The 22,225-nt window shown below is 47.3% G+C and carries 18 protein-coding genes; 3 read left to right on the top strand and 15 right to left on the bottom strand.

The features are described from left to right. Window positions 1–44: 44 nt before the first annotated feature. On the bottom strand, window positions 45–2,192 hold the full coding sequence (locus TX23_RS20740) for an acyltransferase family protein (RefSeq protein WP_082629664.1): 2,148 nt from the start codon (window positions 2,190–2,192) through the stop codon (window positions 45–47). Window positions 2,193–2,627: 435 nt separating this feature from the next. On the opposite strand from TX23_RS20740, the gene TX23_RS27435 reads away from it, so the two are divergent. From TX23_RS27435 to TX23_RS20750, 3 genes are all read left to right on the top strand, one after another. Then, entirely contained in the window at window positions 2,628–3,374 is a 747-nt protein-coding gene (locus TX23_RS27435; protein ID WP_082629665.1) for an N-acetyltransferase, read from the top strand. 368 nt (window positions 3,375–3,742) lie between these two features. Then, a complete protein-coding gene (locus TX23_RS20745; RefSeq protein WP_057703811.1) occupies window positions 3,743–4,393 on the top strand; it encodes an acetyltransferase in 651 nt (216 codons plus the stop codon). 21 nt (window positions 4,394–4,414) lie between these two features. Further along, the gene (locus tag TX23_RS20750) at window positions 4,415–5,269 is read left to right on the top strand and encodes a 3-hydroxyacyl-CoA dehydrogenase family protein (protein WP_057703812.1); all 855 of its coding nucleotides are present in this window, start codon (window positions 4,415–4,417) and stop codon (window positions 5,267–5,269) included. Between the two features lie 69 nt (window positions 5,270–5,338). Here the strand turns inward: TX23_RS20750 and TX23_RS20755 are convergent, their stop codons facing one another. The 14 genes from TX23_RS20755 to rfaH form a co-directional block, all read right to left on the bottom strand. After that, window positions 5,339–7,333 (bottom strand): polysaccharide biosynthesis protein, encoded by a 1,995-nt coding sequence (locus TX23_RS20755; protein ID WP_057703852.1) that lies wholly within the window; start codon window positions 7,331–7,333, stop codon window positions 5,339–5,341. Between the two features lie 75 nt (window positions 7,334–7,408). Beyond that, entirely contained in the window at window positions 7,409–8,587 is a 1,179-nt protein-coding gene (locus TX23_RS20760) for a DegT/DnrJ/EryC1/StrS family aminotransferase (RefSeq protein WP_057703813.1), read from the bottom strand. A gap of 89 nt (window positions 8,588–8,676) precedes the next feature. Then, window positions 8,677–9,270: a sugar transferase gene (locus TX23_RS20765; protein ID WP_057703814.1), complete on the bottom strand. Its 594-nt coding sequence runs from the start codon at window positions 9,268–9,270 to the stop codon at window positions 8,677–8,679. 101 nt (window positions 9,271–9,371) lie between these two features. Beyond that, a complete protein-coding gene (locus TX23_RS20770) occupies window positions 9,372–10,499 on the bottom strand; it encodes a glycosyltransferase family 4 protein (RefSeq protein ID WP_057703815.1) in 1,128 nt (375 codons plus the stop codon). Between the two features lie 3 nt (window positions 10,500–10,502). Next, window positions 10,503–12,455, bottom strand: coding sequence for an asparagine synthase (glutamine-hydrolyzing) (gene asnB, locus TX23_RS20775; protein WP_057703816.1), 1,953 nt, complete (start codon window positions 12,453–12,455; stop codon window positions 10,503–10,505). 105 nt (window positions 12,456–12,560) lie between these two features. Then, on the bottom strand, window positions 12,561–13,640 hold the full coding sequence (locus tag TX23_RS20780; RefSeq protein ID WP_057703817.1) for a glycosyltransferase family 4 protein: 1,080 nt from the start codon (window positions 13,638–13,640) through the stop codon (window positions 12,561–12,563). Window positions 13,641–13,723: 83 nt separating this feature from the next. Next, window positions 13,724–14,809, bottom strand: coding sequence for an O-antigen polymerase (locus tag TX23_RS20785; RefSeq protein ID WP_057703818.1), 1,086 nt, complete (start codon window positions 14,807–14,809; stop codon window positions 13,724–13,726). Between the two features lie 95 nt (window positions 14,810–14,904). Then, on the bottom strand, window positions 14,905–15,816 hold the full coding sequence (locus TX23_RS20790) for a glycosyltransferase family 2 protein (RefSeq protein WP_057703819.1): 912 nt from the start codon (window positions 15,814–15,816) through the stop codon (window positions 14,905–14,907). Between the two features lie 21 nt (window positions 15,817–15,837). Continuing rightward, window positions 15,838–17,091, bottom strand: coding sequence for an O-antigen translocase (locus TX23_RS20795; protein WP_057703820.1), 1,254 nt, complete (start codon window positions 17,089–17,091; stop codon window positions 15,838–15,840). Beyond that, a complete protein-coding gene (locus tag TX23_RS20800; protein ID WP_057703821.1) occupies window positions 17,088–18,218 on the bottom strand; it encodes a DegT/DnrJ/EryC1/StrS family aminotransferase in 1,131 nt (376 codons plus the stop codon). The genes TX23_RS20795 and TX23_RS20800 overlap by 4 nt, the downstream gene beginning before the upstream one ends. Before the next feature lie 159 nt (window positions 18,219–18,377). Beyond that, on the bottom strand, window positions 18,378–18,800 hold the full coding sequence (locus TX23_RS27440; protein ID WP_082629667.1) for a sugar 3,4-ketoisomerase: 423 nt from the start codon (window positions 18,798–18,800) through the stop codon (window positions 18,378–18,380). Window positions 18,801–18,843: 43 nt separating this feature from the next. Then, window positions 18,844–19,869, bottom strand: a complete 1,026-nt coding sequence (locus TX23_RS20810) for an NAD-dependent epimerase/dehydratase family protein (RefSeq protein WP_057703823.1) — start codon at window positions 19,867–19,869, stop codon at window positions 18,844–18,846. 69 nt (window positions 19,870–19,938) lie between these two features. Continuing rightward, on the bottom strand, window positions 19,939–21,216 hold the full coding sequence (gene tviB, locus TX23_RS20815) for a Vi polysaccharide biosynthesis UDP-N-acetylglucosamine C-6 dehydrogenase TviB (RefSeq protein WP_057703824.1): 1,278 nt from the start codon (window positions 21,214–21,216) through the stop codon (window positions 19,939–19,941). A gap of 264 nt (window positions 21,217–21,480) precedes the next feature. Continuing rightward, window positions 21,481–22,020 carry a transcription/translation regulatory transformer protein RfaH gene (rfaH, locus tag TX23_RS27445; RefSeq protein WP_082629670.1) on the bottom strand — a complete coding sequence of 180 codons (540 nt, stop codon included), beginning with the start codon at window positions 22,018–22,020 and terminating at the stop codon, window positions 21,481–21,483. Between the last annotated feature and the right edge of the window lie 205 nt (window positions 22,021–22,225).

Raw genomic sequence — 22,225 nt, forward strand, 5'->3', positions numbered from 1 at the left:
TACGTTACAGAGTGTGATTACTTCTATTCAGCATACACATACTGTCACTCATAACTCATTTTCAGAGGATCAATTTTTTGACTATCAAACGCCCGATGCAACTTGCTCATCACCAATGGCGCAAGTGTACTTCTAGATAAGAATACTGAGGCGACAGCCGTTAAGTGGCCGTAATCAAACGTTACTAGCCCCTCCTTAGGATCTGCGCCTAAATAAGCCAAACATCCTTCACTGTCACAGAACACGTCTCGAGCAGAAAGATAATCAAACCCACCCTGCCCGCTGCTATAGAGCTGTTTAAGAGACTCATCAGCCTCTTGAACTTCCGAAATAAAATGAGTGGTCATCTTACGTGGCGGATCTGGCCAATACTTACGAACGATCAGCTGGTAGAGCGGTCGATTATAGCGAGGCACAGGCCCCACGACAATTAAATCGCCCACGCCATAACTTTTTAGCTGACTCGCCAGCGCCTTTAAGTCATTCGACTTATCCAGTCCAGAAAACTGGGCAACAATCACCACCGCTGGTCTTTTTTCCTTTATCACGCTCAAAGCAAGTGCATTAGACTTTTCACAATTTTTCGCTCTTGGATAATCAGCGTTTGGCAAATAAGCCATGCAGCCAGACGTTGCAACTTGTAAGATCGAAACGTCACTTGGAATTTCTTCACGAAGCCCATGATAAAGTTGTTGGGCATGAGAATCGCCCCAAATCATGACGGAGGTATTAGTCTGTGGCGTATAACACGACTCAGCGATACGCTCGATAGGATCGTTGGTAGGATGACCTTCACGATAGCTATCGAAGTCAAAAAAGTCGCACTCCAAGCGGTACGTTTTTGCAAGACCACGCTTGGCAACATAAGCCTGTTCAGGCCATGAATTCTCAAAGTACTGAGCAAAGGCTTCGCGTTCAGGCATTCGTTCAGGAAGACCATTTTTTATAAAAACAGCACCCCCTGCCAAGCCCATAATTACACCGAGCAGTAATAGGATGGCACTGTTTTTCTTGGAGGGAGCGATCGATCGAAACGGCTTTTCTAAAAATAGATAGGTTGCGGCCGCAAGAACAATACTTAATAAAACCGCCGCCAAAACCATTCCAATCGTAGGTATATCAACATTAATGATTTTCAGAAAGGTTAGAATCGGCCAATGCCACAGATAGAGGGGATAACTGATCAAACCCAACCAGACAATTGGCCGAAGCGAGAACAGGCTGCGATTTAACCATGCGTGAGGGCCCGCGAGGATGATCAGCGCAGCGCCCAAAACAGGCGCAACGGCTATGCCTCCCGGAAAAGGCAGCCCCTTATGAATAGTGCAGAGCGCGACGACCAGCAGTAAAAAACCAGCAACAGCAATCGCATTACGAACCAACGGCGCCAGACGCTCAGTCAACTCATTCCTGACGCCACATGACGCCAATGCCCCAGTCAGCGTGCATCTATTGTATAGACTCTCATATGCGAGCAAGCTACCAACCAGCAGCTCCCATGCACGCCCTACCGGCAAATAGAAAGCAGCCGAGGGTTCGCTTTTGACATCGCTGATATTGATACCAAAGGACAACAATACGCATATAATCAATACGTAGAGGGCGAGGCGTCTAACCTTCCATAAGCACAATGCCAAGAGCGGGAAAAGCAAATAAAATTGTTCCTCTATCCCCAGCGACCACAAGTGCAACAGCGGTTTTAATTCGGAAGCGGTATCAAAATACCCTGACTCTTGGAACAATATAATATTTTGAACGAATGCAATCCCGGCCGCGATGTGCTTCCCAACAAACTTGAACTCCACCGCCATCAAGAAGAACCAACCAGCTGCAAAGCAGGCAAGCATCATAAGGATCAGCGCTGGGAATATCCGTCTAACTCGACGAATATAGAACTCAACAAAGCTAAAATGCCCCTTATCTAAACTCTTGAAAATTATATTGGAAATCAAGTAACCTGAAATAACAAAAAAAATATCTACGCCTATGAAACCACCCTTTAGCGCCAATGGAAACGCATGAAAAATAACAACCGCCAGAACCGCAAAAGCGCGGAGCCCGTCAACATCTGGACGGTAGTCAATATGCTGATTGTGATGATATGAGAACCGCTCTCGCATAGATGGGTGCGCCGTATTAATTATGGTTATTTTTAAAAATTTTATAGGATTTTCAACCACATGCTTAACCATTGCCGATGGTTCACGTAGGGCATCAAAAATCGGCGTATTTTACGTACTGATAAAGAATGACTCAATGGCTATTACGGCCTTTTGTGAAATCTCTGCGCTCTCATCTCAAGCGGCACTGGTGCACACCTTCAATGTCCGCTGTCGCACTAGTCTGGACGAACCACCGACATCCGATCTCGCATGATGTGACGGTCTCACAGTCACCGCCCGCCCCGGGTGTAAAAATCGAAGGACAGCAAGCGGGTAGCACTCAAACGGCCACTTATGCCGAAGGAAACGGCAGGAGCGACTCACAGCCCTTCACGGATTACGGCGCAGCGCTTCATCTCTCCCGACTAATTAGATACTATGATTTTCCGTTAGACGTCAGCTTAGCCACACATTGATGCTGCTACAAAGGCGCCCCTCATATCTTATCTATCAGCGGAAAAATTTATGATACATGCAACCGCAATTATTGACCCCGATGCAAAAATTGGCAGCAACGTAAAAATTGGCCCCTATAGTATCGTCCATAAAAACGTAACCATCGGCGATGATACAGAAATTGGTGCCTACTGCGAAATTGGCTTACCAACGAAACTGGCAAATGGACGTCCGTTGATTATTGGAAAAGCGTCCATTATTCGTTCACATTGTGTTTTTTACGAAGGGTCTTCGTTTGGTGACAACCTCACGACAGGGCACAGAGTTACAATCAGAGAACTGACTACCGCCGGCGCGGGCTTTCAGATAGGAACACTTGGCGACATACAAGGACACTGCGAAATTGGAAATTACGTAAAATGCCATAGCAACGTCCACATAGGACAACATTCAACAATAGAAAACTATGTATGGATATTCCCCTATGTTGTATTAACCAACGATCCTCACCCGCCGAGCGAAATAATGTCTGGCGTTAAGATCGAAGAGTTTTCGGTGATTGCAACAATGTCCGTCATCCTGCCAGGCGTTACGGTTAAAAGAGGAGCATTAGTCGGTGCGCACAGCTCCGTGAGCCGAGATGTAGCTCAAGATACGGTAGTCGCTGGGTCTCCCGCAAAACTGATTTGCAATACTAGCAAAATTAAGCTGAAGGATGGTTCAGGAGAAAGCGCATACCCTTGGCGCAGGCACTTCCATCGCGGCTATCCGAAAGATATCGTGTCCAAATGGATTGAAGAGTTTTCTGAGCAATAAACCCTTTCTCGTCTACTGATAGGGCGTGCGCCCGGCTGAGCCCTCGGCATTCCGAAAGCACGCCCTCCTAACGATCGACAATTGGAAACATACCTGAACTTAAGCAGTGTTATAGGTCACTTTAACAGATCGCGTTTCTTATCAGTTTTTTGGCCAGCCGGGTGGCACGTGCCAGGGCAGAGGCCCAATAGAACATGCCACTATTCAGCCATCATGCCGAAAAGGCGTATAACGAGCGATCGAGAAACCAGCCTGAGTGCCTCAGACAAGCTGTAAAACCCTACTCCTGACACTGACACTGACACTATTCACCTGTAGAATCGCTTGAGCCAAGGTCAATCCTGATTAAGCTTAAGGACCAGCTAAAGATGAAAATTTATGCAATCGTAGGGGCCGGAGGGTTTGGCAGAGAGGTCGCCCCCCTAGTCACTCAAATGACTGAAATATCATCCCACGAAAATTTCGAAATTTTATTCGTGGATGACCATTTTCAAGACAAGGCCATCAACGGTTATGCCGTGGTCGATACCGAAACTTTTATGAAAATGGATGGCGATAAGTTCTTCAACATTACGATCGCCAACAGCAAAACCAGACAGTCTATTGCCGAGCGGCTCATAGAACTGGGTGCAAGGCCATTCTCAATCTCAGCATCGAACTCAATTAATCTGAGTCACAACATTATTGGCGAGGGTGCTGTTTTTTGCCCTTTTACTACTGTTACTTCAAACGCAACCATTGGTAAATTTTTTCACGCTAACCTTTACTCATACATTGCGCATGACTGTGTAATCGGTGACTACGTGACGTTTGCCCCCAATGTGCAATGCAATGGAAGCGTCGTAATCGAAAACCATGCCTATATTGGCACTGGCGCGATGATTCGACAGGGCACACCGGATAGGCCAATCGTGATCGGTGAAGGTGCTGTCGTTGGCATGGGTTCAGTAGTGACCAAAAGTGTCGCCCCATACACTACCGTATTTGGAAACCCTGCAAAACCATTGCGGTCTTCCTAAGAGTAAAGGAATATATTTAATATGAAAGAAGTCAAGGTTGCCGTCATCGGCTCAGGCACGATGGGAAAGGGAATCGTCCAAGTACTCGCGCAATCTGATGCGACTGCGTCTATAGTCTGGATAGGCCGCTCTCAAGCAAGCAGTGAAGAAGCTTTTGAAAACCTGAACGCTCTGTGGGAGCGCATGATTAATAAAAAAAGATTAGCAGCAGAAGACGTTTCGAGATTCTCTCAGAAAATCCAGACAGCTCACCACTATGAAGCATTAAAAAATTGTGACTTGATTATTGAAGCTGTTTCCGAGGACATGTCCATAAAACACGGGATATTCCGTGAAATCGCACAATATGCGGACACCACATCAATAATAGCCTCAAACACCTCCTCACTATCAATTACCGAGTTAGCAAGCCTTACAACAAAACCGGAAAATGTCATAGGCCTGCATTTTTTTAACCCCGCTCCAGTCATGAAGCTTGTCGAAGTAATTGTCGGCCTCTCTACCTCTAAAGAAACCGAAACTTGGGCGTTCAATTTCGCCAAAAGCTTGGGGAAAGAGCCGGTATTGGTTAACGAAGCGCCCGGATTCATTGTCAACAGAATGTTGATTCCGATGATCAACGAAGCTATCGGAATACTCGCAGAAGGCGTCGCCAGTGCCGAGGAGATAGACAAGGCCATGAAGCTTGGCGCAAACCATCCCATTGGCCCTCTTGCCTTGGCGGACTTGATCGGAAATGATGTTAACCTTTCGATTATGGAGACCCTGCACAACGAGACAGGCGATCCAAAATACAGAGCCCACCCTTTACTGAGGAAGATGGTCAGGGCAAACAAGCTGGGGCGAAAGACCAACTCTGGGTTTTACGAATACTAAAAAAACCGGACTATGATGATAGTCCGGTTATTCGTATCCTCGCGCCGTCACGTATTTATGGTCTATGCATTAAGGTTCCAAGCGGCGCTGCTGATAAATCCAATCAACAATTTCACCATCAGGTGTGTAGCCACTGACTGTATCTCGCAGCAACTGGCGAACACGAGCGTAGTCGTCCTGATCTACTGCCGAAAGTAGCTCTGTCAGCTTGATCTTAAGAACGTCCCAAGCAATGTGATCCTCATTGGCACTCATAATCATAGGGTGCTGTGTGGCAACGACGTTATTGCCTATCAGCAGCTCCTCGTAGAGTTTTTCTCCTGGCCGCAGACCGGTGAACTCAATCGCGATATCGCCGTGGGGATTCTTTTCAGTGCGCAAACTCAACCCTGACAAGTGAATCATTTTTTCGGCCAGCTCGACGATTCTAACCGGTTCTCCCATGTCCAATACAAACACATCTCCGCCCTGCCCCATTGATCCAGCCTGAATTACCAACTGGGCGGCTTCAGGAATAGTCATGAAATAACGGGTGATTTTCGGATGTGTAACGGTGAGCGGGCCACCAGATTTAATTTGCTTGTGAAAGAGTGGAATCACGGAGCCAGACGATCCAAGCACATTGCCAAAACGAACCATGGTAAAGCGCGTTTTATTAACCCGCAGGATCTTTGCCGTGTCCCCAAACAAGACAGGTGCCAGCTCACGGCTGAGAGCTTGTAATGTCAACTCGGCCAGGCGCTTGGTACTACCCATCACATTGGTCGGTCGCACAGCCTTGTCGGTTGAAATCAATACAAAGTTTGAAACACCGGCCTGCAGCGCTGCTTGGGCAGTATTCAACGTACCGATCACATTATTCATCACACCTTCGGCAATGTTGTGTTCGACCATCGGCACATGCTTATAGGCGGCAGCATGATAAACCGTGTCAACACGCCAAGTTTTCATGATGTCCAGCAACTTGCCCTCATTGCGAACAGAACCCAATATTGGCAACAGACGTACAGAAAGCGATTCACGGGTAATACGCTGCTCGAGCTCTGACAAGATACTGTAGAGATTAAATTCACTATGCTCAAACAATAACAACGTGGTAGGACGAAGCGACAAAATCTGCCTGCATAGCTCCGAACCGATTGACCCACCCGCCCCGGTAACCAGCACACACTGCTCTTTGATGCAGTGCTCCAGCAACTCATCCTGTGCGGGTACAGCATCTCGCCCCAGCAAGTCAGCGATATCCACCTCTTGGATATCATCCACCTTAACCCGCCCACTGGCCAAGTCCATAAACCCTGGCACACTTCGCACGTGCAGCGGAAAACACTCGAGAAACCCCAAAATTTCCCGACGACGAGCTCGATTTGACGAAGGAATCGCCAGGAGAATTTCCTGAGCGCCAGTGGCATCAATCATTCGCTGAATATGTTTAGGTTTATAGACCTGCAGTCCCGAGATTACCCGATCAGAAATACTAGTGTCGTCGTCAATAAATGCGACAGGTCGCATAACACGCCCCATGCGCAAAGCAGCTACCAACTGATTGCCCGCAGCACCTGCGCCATATATGGCCACGCGAGGCAGACCATCTTCACGGCTTGTGAATGGTACATGCTGGACCGCAGCAAACCAGTCACCTAAGAAATACTGGCGCATTGCCAGGCGCAAACCGCCCACCATGATCAGACTGAGCCACCAATAGTTGAAAATAATTGAACGCGGCACAACGCTCTGATGGTTGCCGTACCAATAAACAACAAACCCTAGAACTAATGATGAAAGGCTGACGGCTTTGACGATCGCGATAAGGGCATCATTGCCGAAGTAGCGCATTACGGCCCGATACATGCCGAAGCGAATGAACAATGGGACAGCAACGACGGGAGCGCATATGAACAACCACAAATGAAGCTTGACCGGATTGCTCATCTCATCCATTCCCAGCCGAACGACAAACGCCAACCACAGCGCGGCCCAGACCAGAACAACATCTGTAGCCACTTGCAAAATACGCTTCTGCCGTCGTGGAAGACTCAACAAATACGTTCGTAAGCTATCCATATATACCTTAAACACCTCTCCGGTACCAACCAAACCGTTCATTCATACACATACGCAGTGACACATCCATAAGTGCTATCCAATCGAAGCCTCTGTAATGACATCGATTATTACTTGGCATGTGAGGTCCATTTCGGCGCGGGTCAACGTTGGGTGCACCAGGAACATCATACTCGTCTCACCCAATTCCTTTGCATTTGCCAGACGCTGAGCAGGTCGCAACCCTGTATTATCGAATGCTTTTTCTAGGTAAACCTCGGAACAAGAGCCTGAAAAAGCGGGGACACCACGTGCTGCGATTTCGCTCAGTATTCGATCCCGAGACCAACCGTCCTTCAACTGCTCTGGCCGTACAAACACGTAGCATTTATAAGCTGCGTGAACACTATCCTCAGAAAACAGCGGAACCCTTAATGCTGGTAGTTCACGAGCAGCGTCCCATATACGGGTGGCGTTCTGCTCGCGCAGAGCTTGCCACGCCTTCATTCTACGCAACTGAATTCTGCCAATGACAGCTTGGACCTCCAACATCCGCCAGTTGGTACCAAAACTTTCGTGCAGCCAGCGAAAACCGGGGGCGTGTTGACGCTCATAGACAGCTTCCCAACTCTTGCCATGATCTTTATAAGCCCACATGTCAGCCCAGAGCTTACGGTCGTTAGTGGTCACCATCCCCCCCTCGCCACCCGTGGTCATGATTTTATCCTGACAGAATGACCAAGCACCGACATGCCCGATAGAACCGACCGGACGACCTTTGTAGTAAGCACCATGAGCCTGCGCGCAATCCTCAATGACCATTAAATCATGCTGAGCGGCAAGGTCGATGATTGGGTCCATATCGCACGGCCAGCCCGCGAGATGCACACAAATAACTGCACGGGTGCGAGGCGTTAACACCGCTTCAATGGATTGCGCCGTAAAGTTTTGCGAGTCACGATCTACATCGGCAAAAATCGGCGTGGCCCCTGCATTAACGATGCTAGAAACCGAGGCCAGAAACGTTCGCGACGTCACGATGACTTCATCGCCCTCACCTATGCCCAACGCGATGAGGGCCAGGTCCAGCGCAACGGTGCCGTTGGCAAGTGCAATCGCGTAATCGGTGCCTGACCAAGAGGCAAACTCGCGCTCAAACTGGCGAGTTTCCTGCCCAGTCCAATAGTTGACCTTGTTCGACAGTATGACATCACGAACGGCGTTGGCCTCTTCTTCGGTGAACGAGGGCCAGGGGGAAAATGATGTTCCCAACATAAATAACACCTTAAATTTTTATCAAAGCAAAGTTAAGAAACTCAAACGCTTGGTCAGAACACCCCTTCCACCCAAGCTCCCCCACTTATTTATTTGGATCCCGTAAACTTACTCATGGTAGCTTCGCCATCAGCGTTGATTCCATCCCTGACGATAACCTTTTTGATCGTCAGTATAATAATTTTCAGGTCAAGCCATAGCGAATTATTATCCACATACCAAACATCCAGCTTGAATTTCTCTTCCCAGCTTACCGAGTTTCTACCGTTGACTTGAGCCCAGCCGGTTACCCCGGGCCTTACGCAATGACGGCGGTACTGTTCGGCGCTGTACAGCGGCAAATACTCCATAAGAAGAGGCCTGGGTCCAACTAAGCTCATGTCTCCTTTCAGAACATTCAGCAAACCTGGCAACTCGTCCAAACTACTGGAGCGCAAGAAGCTTCCAAAGGGTGTCATACGCTGCGCGTCAGGCAACGGATTGCCATGCTGGTCGACCGCGTCAAGCATCGTCCGGAACTTCATCATTTTGAAAGGTTTGGCATTTAAACCGGGTCTTATTTGACTAAACAATACTGGAGAACCGAGCTTTCGTTTGACCAGCCATGCGACTATGATCATGACGGGGCCTAATAAAATGAGGCCACACACGGAAGCAAAAATATCAAATGAACGTTTAAGCATTTTTATCTCAACAAATTATAGTCAGGCTTCAACGCTATTGCAGCACCTTTCGCTGAGGCCTTCAGTGTAAGTCGACAAACGAATTAGCATTTCAAATACTGTTAAATGCCCATTCCCTGCAACATTGCAGCGTTAACTTTTTTAACGTCATACTTAAGCTCCGCCAACGTCCGGGATTTTTTGCCCATACTCGAAATAAGCTCTGACGAGTTAATAAATTTTAACATCGCAGCGGTGAGCCTTTCGACATCCTTAACCGGTACCAAAAAACCATTTCCCCCATCAGCCACTGTTTCGCGACAACCAGGAGCGTCCGTGGTGATAACAGGTCTGCCCATTGCCATGGCCTCAAGAACGGTGCGAGGCGTTCCCTCTCTATAAGATGGCAATACATAAACAGACGAGTCTGCAATTGCCGGCCTGACATCCTGCAAGCGACCTAGGAACTCCAATGTACCATCACCGACCCAGGCATCCAGTTCTTCTTGCAGAATCGCATCAGGATTTTCATCGATCCACCCAACGACCTTGAACACGACATGTTCATACTCAGCCTTTATGGCCCTCGCGGCACCGACAAACTCACGCACGCCTTTGTCGCCGAGGAGTCGGGCAATCAAGAGAAAGCTGATTTTTCCAGGTAGGGGGACGACATTAAAGTCGCCCAAATCAACACCCGAACCGTTCACTACAGTAGAAGGCGTTTCAGATCCGATCAGTCTGAGTTGTTGGAATAACGCTTGGTCATCCGGGTTCTGAAAGAAAACTCGGGTCGCAGATCGCAGGGATAAAGCATACAAACGTTGCACTAAGGCACGAAGCAAACCACGGCGCTCCCCTTCCCCATTACTCGATCCTTGAAATGCATAACCTAGACCGGTTATCAGCGCAAAACGCCGGCGAACTTTCATCAATCGAGCCGCGAGCAAACCATAGATAACCGGCTTCACCGTATAAGCCAAGACGACATCTGGTTTCACACGCGCTATCAACTTACAAAGCGAAATGAGGGTGAAAAAGTCGGCAAAAGGGTTCATGCCGACTCTGCGCAGCGGAATTTCGTGCACGACCACGCCTTTCTCTTCCAGACGCATCCTCACAGAGCTATCCGAAGAAAGATCCGGCGCCGCGACATGCACGGTCAGGCCTCTCGCAAGCAACGCGTCCAATAACGGCCCGCGAAAGTTGATCAAAGAATCAGGATAGCTGGCGATTAATAGAAAATTCATATTTTATTGCTCTGCCAGCCAAGCTTGAAACATAAGAATATCCCACAAGTGATGCTGCCAATTTCTACGTCCGCTCAAGTGTTCCGCCCACTTTTTCCGGATGGGCTCAGGATGAAAGTACCCCTCTCGACGCAAGCGTCCTTCATCGAGAAGATTCTCCGCCCATTCTCTCAAAGGCCCTCTGAGCCAACTGTCCAGTGGGATACCGAAGCCCTGCTTAGGGCGCTCAATAAGCTCTTTAGGCACATAGCGATATAAAACCTCCCGCAGTAACCATTTGCCCTGATTATCCCGAATTTTTAGGTCCAGGGGCATGCGCCAAGCTAGCTCAATAACTCGATGATCAAGCATTGGTACGCGCGACTCCAGACTGACGGCCATTGATGCGCGGTCTACTTTGACCAGAATATCGTCGGTCATATAGGTCTGCATGTCCATCGCCATCATCCAATGCTCAAAGCTATCGGTTACAGGCCATGTGACCTTGTCGGTGAATAGCGTTTCCGGCTCATGCGCTCCGATTACAACACTAGCAGGGTCCTCCCAATGGCTGTTCAGTTGATGATAAAAGTCTTCACCACTAGCAATACCGAGTACCGAGGCCAGTTTATGCGCTTTATCTCCGGGGGTCGCTAGGTGCAAGCGTTTGGGCAGCATAGGCTTACTCAACTGAAACAATTGATCCCATGCACTCGGCGATAAAGCACGCAGCATTTTAGCAGTCGCGCTGCGCGCAAAACCGGGCAAGCGATGCATTTTCTGCCAGACCTGCCGCGCTGTTAGATACCGGTTATAGCCACCGAACAGCTCATCACCGCCATCACCGCTAAGTACAACGGTAACCTCTCTCCTGGCCATATGACTGACCAAGAATGTGGGAATCTGCGAACTATCACTAAACGGCTCGCAGTACATGGATGCAAGCTTAGGGATAACCGCGAGGGCATCATTGGGGCGCACGTAGAGCTCCGTATGCTGTGTTCCCAATTGCTTTGCCACGGCCTTCGCATGGACCGCCTCGTCATAACCACTTTCGTCAAAGCCAATGGTAAAGGTACGAACAGACTGTTTGCTTTGGGCCTGCATCAACGCAACAACTGTGCTGCTATCGACACCGCCGCTCAAGAACGCACCGAGTGGAACATCAGCCAACATCTGCTGCCCGATACTCAGTCGGAGTTGATTCTCCAGTGCGTCGGTCGCTTCCTTCGGCGAACCCTTAAAAGGATTAGCCAGCCCAGCAGTAACGGCATCGTTGACCGACCAGTAGGCTTGAGATACGGAACCCTTTGCAGCGGCAATATCACTCAGCCTTAAAGACACGTAGTGCCCAGCACGGAGTTTAGAAATGCCCTTATAAATACTGTAAGGCGCGGGAATACAATTATAGCGTAACATAAGAGAGAGCGAATTACGGTCGACCTCGGCTTTAAACTCCGGATACGCCTTCACCGCACTCAACTCAGATCCAAATAGCAAAGTATTATCCTGCCAACCCCAATAAAGAGGCTTCTCGCCCACTCGATCACGAGCCAGCGTCAATACCTGCTCTTGCCTATCCCAAAGCGCAAATGCGAACATGCCGACCAGCGACTTCAGCGCGTTCTCGATGCCCCAACGAGCAAGACATGCCAACAAGACTTCGGTATCGGAATGGCTCGCCCACGGAGTACTACTACCTTCTGCATCAAGTTGATTGCGCAACGCGAGATGATTATAGATCTCCCCATTGAAAGCCAAGACATAGCGCTGGTCGTGGGAATGCATCGGCTGGTGGCCCGCGCTGGTGAGGTCAACAATCGCAAGTCGTCTGTGTCCCAACGCAAGTCCAATGTCATCAATCCAAATACCCGAATCATCAGGCCCGCGATACGCTATGGCATCGTTCATTTTGGAGATAACATCGTGAAGCTCAGCGCGCTTGGACGGATCGAAAAGACCGGTTAATCCACACATTTTAATTAATCCCGATTAAGGCCACGAAGGTAAGCGCGCGAGAAGCCTTGATAATTAAACTGATATAACAAGACCGTCGGCAACAGTACCCGAGAACTTATTACACTAACCTGCCCGACTGGCCGCCACGGCGAGTATATCTCTGATTCGCGGAGCTTGAACTTGCACCGAAAAGATATTTTCTACTGCATGCCGCCCTTTTCTGCCATAAAAAATACGTAAATCCCGATCGCCCAGGAATGTATGAAGACAGCGATGCCAATCCGACATGTCTGTTGCTAACATTCCACACTGGTTGTTTTCAACAATATCAACATTCACACCCACGGGTGACGCAATAACCGGCACTCCGCAAGCCATATATTGAATTAGCTTATACCCACACTTTCCCTTCTCCCAAAGTCCATCAATCAGTGGCATGATTCCGATATCGAGTGCCTGAACAAACCCTGTCTCCGCATATTCGCTCCACGCTTGGACCTCCACGTCAATACCCTCAAGTTCGTTGGTAACGCCTTCACTAGCCCCCATCAAAACTACGCGAGCACCATAAGTTTCACATGCTAACCTGAGAGCATCTCGAATTTGGACGACATATTTTTCAGTTGACGGGGAACCAATCCAGCCTATTACTAATTTCTTATTGGGGAGTGTAAGTGTGCTCGCGTAGCGAGAATGATCGACCACAGTCGGTATCACCTCAACATTAGCCGCTCCCGCTTTTATCGCGCGTTCAGCGAGATAGGCGTTGCCTACAACTACACATTCTGCATGACGCATCACTGTGTCAATCTTGGAGCCTAAAAAAAACCGGACCAAAGCATTCGAAGAAAGATCATACGTGTGAAAAACCGCGTCATCGTAATCAACGATATATGGAATACCGAACAACTTTAACAATCTTTCAGCGAAGGCAGGGCAGAACGGAAATATCTCCTTTTCGATCCACACAACGTCATAGCGCGCCGCCTTGAACAGCAGAGCGAAACGCAAAATATATTGCTTAAACGTTAAAAGAAACGATCTGCCGTTTCCCCGATAAAGGTTTTCAAGATACTTATCATCAAACAACGTCTGAATATCAACTTGCAACCCTTCAGCCTCCAAAAAAGGCAAAAACTGAAGCGTTCGAAGACGCGTACTGGCTCCCATACGAGAATATTTTGGAAGTAATAAAATTTTCATTTCGATCTCAACAGCTCAAATAATTTCACGGTTATCCGTTACGTAGCCAATAGCGCCTGGAGCTCACTCACGGGATGCATTGATCACGGGAATATTTTCTGCCCGCTCGGGTGAACGAACCTCCCCGCAAAGAGGGGAAAAAGTATTGCCATTAAATATAAATAGGTAGTCAATGAAAATTGCCATGCATAAAACATCATGATCAACGCATACATAAAACAGCTAAGAATTGCCAAGTAATATCCTTTTCTCTTAACTGCAAAAACTCGAAGAATCGCAAAAAAAGCACCGACAATCGCCATACATATTATGACAGCCGGTAGCCCACCGAATAAGTATGGAGACGCTGCGTAGGTAAGAACATTGAAGTCTTTATCAGTTAGACCAAGATCAAGAGGCGGACAAGAGTATAATCCCAACGACATCAGATCAATAAATTTCCCAAACACCAGATCAGCGCAGCCTAAATAGTCCTTACCCTCTGTCCATTGCGAAAAGGCTGTCACAGCATACCCCAGGTACAACAGAATAAAGTCATACCCCTTATCTCCGCCAGTTTTCCCGGTTCCGACGGCAACGATGATGAACAAACCTATTAATACGGCTAAGGACAGCAGTAGTCCCTTCAGCCTTATCCACCCCTCGTTAATGGCGGTATAACCCACAGCGACAAATATAAACATCATACTTGTTCTCTCCGCCATACTGAAAGCCGACGTCAAATAAATAAGCGCTGCTACTAGGCAAGGTAAAGCTCGTTTTTGCTGTGCGTAGTAAAGCGACAAACACAGTGCAAACAAAGCAAAGTGCTGAGCCCCATAAGAGGGCTGGTGCTCCCAAGTATTCGCGATTCTCAACGCTAACAAAACGCTACCATAATTTCCGTTATAGCCGAACGCATAAATCTTGTAAAGAGACAGCAATAAACCAATAAAAGCACAAAGCCAATAGAGTTGGATAACTATTCTATAGGGTGAGATCAGTTCGGACTTGGGATGCGGGATACCGCCTAACTTCAACGATACATATACAAGCATGTAAACGATTACAAAAGACAGAACGCCCAACAAATAAACACTATGCCCCCACTCCCAAGGCTGCTCAAGAGCCAACAAGTTAGCGCAATACATTAGCAGAGTAATGAACAATAAGACGAAGACAGGTGACACTAAGGCATTCTTAAAAAATAATCTCAATTAAACCACCGCCCAACAACTACTAGTGAAACCAAAGGTGTAGGCAAGCTCATTACCGAGCCCAGCTATCAATTAGACTTTCTTGCTACTCTCTTTCCCACCAAACTTATCGCAGCCGGTATGGCCGCAACAATGTGCATAAATTTCGACGATCGGAGCATTACGAGTGCTGTGGCGAAGTCACCGTTCTTCAAAGCCGAAATGACATAAGAAGCCAGGATACGGCCAATCGCTTTGCGCTGAATATGATCCGGAGCAAGTTCCTCCATCAACTCACGCACCATAAAATACTGCCTCTTTACATTTTTATAACTATTAGATTCGTGTTGCCGATACCCAACAACATTCACCTCAGGTGCAAAAAGAAAATCCAGATCGCGAATAGGGAAATGCGTTAACAACTTTATAAAAGTAGGATAATCGTCCAACATTAACTTCGGATCCCAGCCACCAATTGCTCTCAAAGCTTCAGTTTTAAAAACGGTAGATTGCAATAGTATGGGAGAGGGGTAATTTAAGAAAACACTGCGACTCATTGCATCAGGGCTCAGACTGAAGAAATCATCCTGAGCAACCCCGTATATGGGTGCTCTATTTTCAGGTAATTCATCAAAGAAAGCATAACCGCCACCGATACAGAATTTTGCGTTCGGACTTGCGATTAACTTATCGACACATTTTTTTATCCCGGCCGGCTCCGGGATGTCATCAGAAGCAACTAGGTAAATAAACTCCATATCTGCCATCGCCAATCCCAGGTTCAGTGATGAAACAAGCCCCCCGTTTGGCTTGGATATAAACTCGACAGTACTATCGGATAAGCTTGAAATAAAGGATTCAATGGCTTCGCCAGACCCATCTGTAGAGCCATCGTCAATTACCACAACTTTCCGCCCTGGCAAATCGACTGCCAGAGCGGCCTTAATACAACCTAACACATAATTAATATGATTATACGAAGGTATCACAAGCGTAATCATGCTTAGCTCATTTTCAAATATTTATTGAACTGCCTTCAATTTGCGTGACATGCAAACACCCATAACAACCCAGTACACCGCGTAATTGATTGCGTAGGCTACTGTTACACCCTGCAACCCTAGTTCACTAGTAAACAGCCAAGACAACAATACGAAAGAAGAAGAAAAAATTACTTCTGTGATCATAAAAAGCTTGAACATTGCTTTCCCAAGCATCAAGTAGGCCATAACCCAACTTCCGATCTTCAATGTATCGCCTAGCATCTGCCAGGCAAATAGATCAGTCATCGGCAAGAATTCAGGAGTAAAAAGCAGCTTCACGATCATGTCGCGAAAAAGATAGATTATCAGAGCACCCGCCGCAGTGAGAGGCAATATTATTTTATACCCACTCATAATCTCGGCCCTAATATCTTCCGATTTTTTTAACTCGGAGAACTTAGGTAAATAATAAACACTGAGCGTGGTGGTGATCAGCATGAGATAAGCGCCACTTAGCCGCGTCAACGCCTCCCAATAACCGGCGGCCTCCCACCCGAAGCTCTCGCCCAAGTGATTTCGAACCAGAATCTGACTAATGGGTACACACGCCACAGAGGTGAGTGACATCGCCGTATACTTAGCCAAATTTCGAGCTACACCGAAATCAATTCGTCCGATAAAATATCGGATCTTGAACCAAGGAGCTGTATAGCAAAGGAAAACTGTAACAAAAAAACTCAACGACTGATAAACCGCCAATGCTACCAGCGCGCCATACAGCCCCCACATAATCGCCATATACGCTGTAACGGCCAGAGCAAAAAGGCTCCCCGCAATATTTGATATAACATACCTAGGAATTTCTTTCTTACCGTTTAGTACTGCAAGCAATAAAGTATTAAGAACAAACAACACTAAGGTTGCTGAAAACCAAACAAATACACCGCCAAACGCACGATCTTTCAAAAAAGCCAAAGATAAATTTTCATTGAAAACGATCACGAGCACGCCGGTCACCAGCGCTCCGATCACTGAAATACTGCCGGCCGTGCGCCACACCGTGCGCTGCCGCTCTTCATCTTCATGATACTCAGCGGTGTATTTAGTGACTCCTGCGTTAATTGCGCCACTTGCAAACGTAGTGATCATCTGCACGGCATTTTGAAACTGGCCAAGCGCAGCATAGCCTACAGGTCCGACGTATACCGCAAGAATTTTGTTTATACATAATAGTGTGGCCATGCGTACAACGACTGCTATACCATTCAACAAACTGGTTTTAAGAAACGTCATTCTACCGTGGCGCCGTTAAAACTATTACATGCGTCGATAACGACGGAAACGTCGTCCATACTCATCGTCGGTCCAATCGGGAGACTAATGACCTCGGCGTGCATACGCTCGGTGATATCAAAATTCAATTCATCCCATTCGGCATAAGCCTTCTGTTTGTGGGGAGGAATAGGATAATGAATTAGCGTCTCCACGCCCTTAGCACGTAAATGATCTTGAAAAGCAGTTCGGTTCTGACAACGAACAACAAACAGATGCCAAACATGCTCCAAGAAGGAGGTGGCATCAATAGACTTTTCAAGCGGCAACTTCAACGCTTGGTTTTCTATACCAGCCATGTAGGCAGCTGCAATACTACGACGCACACTCATATCTTTTTCCAAGTGGCCCAGCTTCACACGTAACATTGCGGCTTGCAGCTCATCCAGGCGACTGTTCACGCCTTTGTAGATATTATTATATTTTGATTTCGACCCATAATTCCCTAAGGCTCGAATAGTTTCAGCGACCTCATCATCATCTGTGGTTACAGCACCCGCATCTCCTAAGGCACCAAGATTTTTACCCGGATAAAAGCTGAATGCTGAAGCGCTTCCCCAGCTACCTGTCTTTTTACCTTTCACGCTTGCGCCGTGTGCTTGCGCGGAGTCCTCAAGTAACAACAGACCATACTTTTGTGCGATTTCACTAATAGCAGGCATATCGCAAATTTGCCCATAAAGATGTACGGGCAATATCAACCTCGTGCGATCGGTGAGAGCGCCTTCTAATTTCGTAGGACACAAGTTGAAGGTAGTGTCGTCAGGTTCTACTAACACCGGAACCAAACCGTTCTCCGTAATCGATAGAATACTCGCAATGTAGGTATTAGCCGGAACGATGACTTCATCACCTTCCTTCAATCGCCCAAGCACTTTCCAAGCTCGTATGGTCAATGTCAGAGCGTCCAACCCATTTGCCACACCAATACAATGCTTTACACCACAATACGCTGCAAACTCAGCCTCGAACGCCGCTACTTCTCGGCCCGATATATACCAACCAGAATCAATAACCCGAGTACATGCGTCAATTAACTCCGAACGCAGCGCGGCGTTAATGCCTTTCAAATCGAGAAAATTTACCATCTTTATATAACCTGATTAGTTTCTAAGGCGGCAGACAAGGCAAGCATACAACCGCTGACATAATACAACACACTGTATAAACTTATAACAACTTGCACATCACCATATCAATATCGTGCATAAACTCACAAGTTTGAACAATGACAAGGCAACTTAACACTACGAAGAGGTTGATATTCTAGACTGGCGTGTAATAGCTAAAAACTCTTCATAGTTTCGAATATAATCTGCTTCATCATAAGGTGCGCTTGCCAAGACAAGCAGTACACACTGCTCACTGAAGTCATGCATTTCACGCCACATGCCACCTTCAATCAAAATCCCTTTTGTTGCGCAATCCAGCCAAACATCTTCTCGCGTCACACCATCATCCAATACCATACGGCACTTGCCGACAAGGCATATAGCGACTTGTTGCAAGTTCCGATGGGCATGGTAGCCGCGACTTACGCCTTCAGCCGTCCGATAAATATAGTAAACACGTTTTATCTCAAACGGAACGACCTTACCTTGCTCGATTGAAACCAGACTGCCTCGCTCATCACCTAACGTCTGGAAATCTATCCATTTAATAAGACTCATCACACCCTCTCGTAACCGTTAGCAGGCTATATATCCTTCGACATCACTTTAGAAAAGTGACATACCACGGCATCGCCTTTGCCACACCGTGCTCTATCAAATAGGCCGGTGAATAACCAAGACTGGTTTTTATTTTTCCAATGTCAGCTTGAGAGTGCCTCACGTCACCAGCGCGAAAATCTCTATATATCGGATCTTTCAGATAATCAACACCATTTGCCGCAAGCTCTTTTTTTAGAGCGTAAAATAGCGTGTTAAGTGTCGTGCGACCACTGACAGCAACATTATAAATCTGGTTGCGAACAGCTTGGTCAACCGCAGTAGCCGCCAACAAATTGGCTTGAACAGTATTCTCAATAAAGCAAAAATCGCGACTTGTTTCACCATCGCCATTTATAAAGATAGTTTCGCCTTTAATCATGGAGGCCGCCCATTTCGGGATAACAGCCGCATAGGCACCGTCTGGATCCTGCCGCTTCCCGAACACATTAAAGTAACGCAGGCCAATGGTATTAAAGTCATAGCAGCGCGCGAACACGTCAGCATATAATTCGTTGACGTATTTTGTCACCGCATAAGGCGACAACGGGCTACCGATCACATCTTCAACTTTCGGCAACCCTGGGTGATCACCGTAAGTAGAACTGCTAGCGGCGTAGGTAAAACTTTTGACCTTAGCATCCCGTGCAGCCACCAACATATTCAGAAAGCCGTCAATATTAGTTTGGCTTGTAGTTATCGGATCATTTAGAGAGCGAGGCACGGAACCTAGAGCAGCTTGGTGAAGTACATAATCGATGCCAGAACAAACCTCGCGGCAGACATCCAAATTTCGGATATCACCGTTAACAAATTTGAACCTGAGCCACTGTTTATCATCGACGCTCTGCTTTACCTCATCAAGATTCCGCTGGTGTCCTGTAACAAAACTATCAAGGCCGACCACGTGCTGATCCAACTTCAAAAGCGTCTCAAGCAAGTTCGAACCGATAAAACCAGCGACTCCGGTAACAAGCCAAACTTTTGGCTCATTTGGAAGGTTCTTCAAGAGCATTTCGTAACGCGTCATAGGGTCCACTTCGTAGAGAAAGAGAGTTTAAAATTGCCCACTACTATTGTGTAGGCATCTAAAATACAATCACAAACGAATATCAGACTGACCACGTTCCAAAAGGTATTTCAGGTCATAAAGTACGTGTTTGTCTTTACCGAGCGCGCGGATTTCAGCAGCCCCCATAGATCGAAACTCATTATGAGCCACCGCAACTACCACTGCGTCATACGTGTTTTCAACCGGGCTATCGATAGGCATTATGCCATATTCGTGTTCTGCCTCAGCGCCACTTACCCAAGGGTCATACACGTCCACAGCGATATTGTATTCAGCCAACTCCCGTACGATATCGACAATTCTCGTGTTACGCAGATCGGGACAGTTTTCCTTGAATGCCAAGCCCATAATTAGCACCTTGGCACCGTCGACATGAATACGCTGCTTGAGCATCGCTTTTACCAACTGCGAAACGACATATGCCCCCATGCTGTCATTCAAACGGCGCCCTGCTAGGATAATTTCTGGGTGATAACCAATGGACTGAGCTTTATGGGTCAAATAATATGGATCGACGCCAATACAGTGCCCCCCTACCAATCCAGGACGGAAAGGCAAGAAGTTCCACTTGGTACCGGCAGCCTCGAGCACAGCCTCCGTATCAATACCCATTTTATTAAAAATAATAGCCAGCTCGTTAATCAGCGCAATATTTAAATCGCGCTGCGTATTTTCGATAACTTTAGCGGCTTCCGCGACACGAATGCTACTTGCTTTATGCGTGCCAGCTACAATAATTTCGCGATACAGCGAGTCCACGAGATCAGCCACTTCTGGAGTAGAACCCGCGGTCACCTTTTTAATAGTAGTAACGCGGTGCTCCTTGTCACCTGGGTTAATTCGTTCTGGACTATAACCTGCAAAAAAATCAACATTAAATTTAAGTCCCGAAAACTTCTCCAAAACGGGAACACAGTCTTCTTCAGTAGCACCTGGGTAGACGGTCGACTCGTAAATAACGATATTGCCTTTCTTCAATACCTTCCCGATGCTTTCCGAAGCCTTGATTAAAGGAGTCAAATCCGGCTGATTGTATTCATCAATTGGCGTGGGAACAGTCACGACAAAGACGTTACATTTTTCAAGTTCATTTAAATCTGAGCTAAAACTGAGAGATTTTGCAGAAAGCAGTTCATCATCACTCACTTCCAGCGTCGAATCATGCCCCCCTCGAAGCGACTCAATGCGAGATTTATTGATGTCAAACCCAACGACAGAGCGGTGCTTTCCGAATTCAACAGCCAACGGCAGGCCAACATACCCCAAACCAACAATAGCAAGTTTTATGTTTTCTAATAACAACATGTGTTAGTTCCATAAGAAAAGCGCGATTCCATTTCAGCTTCGCACTGATAAATTTAAATCGAATAGTCGATTACACTCGTGTTGGCTAGGGAACGTGCCTCGCGAAAAATGTCACCGGGCGGTGCAGCCGAAGATTTTAGCCTTACCTGAATTCTGACACAGATTATTTGTGCACCAGAGAGCGAGGAAAATAAAATAATCCCACGCTACCGCCCCAAGGTTTTTAGTCATCCCCCTGAAGACTCGCCTGCTGCTATACGCCAGTCACGCCTCGCTGCCAACCTCACCTAGACAGCTCAAAGGGACAACAATCTGTCGCTGACGGCTTAACATGTTGATCAACAAAATGGCTCTCTCCTCACCGTCCATCGCCATGAAAATGGACTCAAAGCCGGAGAAATCGCCATCGAGGATAACTACCTTATCACCCGCATGATACGTAGGAACAACACCCAAATTTCCCCGCTCCTGCAGCGCATGAACAAGGCCAGACGCTACCCCCAGCGGGGAGCCGCCAAAAGCAACCATACGACTGACCCCCTTTGTCGACCGTAGCGGGGCCCAATTGGCACCTTCCGGGAGGTGTACAAATAAATACCCGGGAAAAAGTGACTCTGTAATGCACTGTCGACGACCACGACTGACCCTTTCGCGCCTGAGAAGTGGGCGAGAGCATACATAGCCTTGCCGCTCGAGATTCTCCTGAGCACGCCCGTCTTGCTTAGGCTTGCATTGCACCAGGTACCAATCGTAACGCAACGAGGTATTAGGCTGCAGAATGATTGAGTGGGTATCTACATCCATAGCGTTTTCACGAATGTCGTTTTCCATGGCATGCTATTACATTTGCATCGCCAAGTGTATTTGTCAGACCATATTGACATCTGATACCGGCCATGTCTTTGAAATAGGACTTGCTCTCACGCCCGTCAACTCGACCTACTGCGGAAGATCATAAATTCGTACGCAGATAATACTACCCTGAACACCCAATTCAACCAGAGCCTGC

This window comes from Pseudomonas paralactis (assembly GCF_001439735.1).
Taxonomy (GTDB): domain Bacteria; phylum Pseudomonadota; class Gammaproteobacteria; order Pseudomonadales; family Pseudomonadaceae; genus Aquipseudomonas; species Aquipseudomonas paralactis.

What these genes read in the sequence shown, in the direction of transcription:
- TX23_RS20780 (WP_057703817.1), bottom strand. Translation starts at nt 13,640, where the DNA reads ATGAAAATTTTATTACTTCCAAAATATTCTCGTATGGGAGCCAGTACG.
- TX23_RS20800 (WP_057703821.1), bottom strand. Translation starts at nt 18,218, where the DNA reads ATGGTAAATTTTCTCGATTTGAAAGGCATTAACGCCGCGCTGCGTTCG.
- TX23_RS20750 (WP_057703812.1), top strand. Translation starts at nt 4,415, where the DNA reads ATGAAAGAAGTCAAGGTTGCCGTCATCGGCTCAGGCACGATGGGAAAG.
- rfaH (WP_082629670.1), bottom strand. Translation starts at nt 22,020, where the DNA reads ATGGATGTAGATACCCACTCAATCATTCTGCAGCCTAATACCTCGTTG.
- TX23_RS20745 (WP_057703811.1), top strand. Translation starts at nt 3,743, where the DNA reads ATGAAAATTTATGCAATCGTAGGGGCCGGAGGGTTTGGCAGAGAGGTC.
- TX23_RS20760 (WP_057703813.1), bottom strand. Translation starts at nt 8,587, where the DNA reads ATGTTGGGAACATCATTTTCCCCCTGGCCCTCGTTCACCGAAGAAGAG.
- tviB (WP_057703824.1), bottom strand. Translation starts at nt 21,216, where the DNA reads ATGTTGTTATTAGAAAACATAAAACTTGCTATTGTTGGTTTGGGGTAT.
- TX23_RS20770 (WP_057703815.1), bottom strand. Translation starts at nt 10,499, where the DNA reads ATGAATTTTCTATTAATCGCCAGCTATCCTGATTCTTTGATCAACTTT.
- TX23_RS20795 (WP_057703820.1), bottom strand. Translation starts at nt 17,091, where the DNA reads ATGACGTTTCTTAAAACCAGTTTGTTGAATGGTATAGCAGTCGTTGTA.
- TX23_RS27440 (WP_082629667.1), bottom strand. Translation starts at nt 18,800, where the DNA reads ATGAGTCTTATTAAATGGATAGATTTCCAGACGTTAGGTGATGAGCGA.
- TX23_RS20790 (WP_057703819.1), bottom strand. Translation starts at nt 15,816, where the DNA reads ATGATTACGCTTGTGATACCTTCGTATAATCATATTAATTATGTGTTA.
- TX23_RS20740 (WP_082629664.1), bottom strand. Translation starts at nt 2,192, where the DNA reads ATGGTTAAGCATGTGGTTGAAAATCCTATAAAATTTTTAAAAATAACC.
- TX23_RS20765 (WP_057703814.1), bottom strand. Translation starts at nt 9,270, where the DNA reads ATGCTTAAACGTTCATTTGATATTTTTGCTTCCGTGTGTGGCCTCATT.
- TX23_RS20810 (WP_057703823.1), bottom strand. Translation starts at nt 19,869, where the DNA reads ATGACGCGTTACGAAATGCTCTTGAAGAACCTTCCAAATGAGCCAAAA.
- TX23_RS20755 (WP_057703852.1), bottom strand. Translation starts at nt 7,333, where the DNA reads ATGGATAGCTTACGAACGTATTTGTTGAGTCTTCCACGACGGCAGAAG.
- asnB (WP_057703816.1), bottom strand. Translation starts at nt 12,455, where the DNA reads ATGTGTGGATTAACCGGTCTTTTCGATCCGTCCAAGCGCGCTGAGCTT.
- TX23_RS27435 (WP_082629665.1), top strand. Translation starts at nt 2,628, where the DNA reads ATGATACATGCAACCGCAATTATTGACCCCGATGCAAAAATTGGCAGC.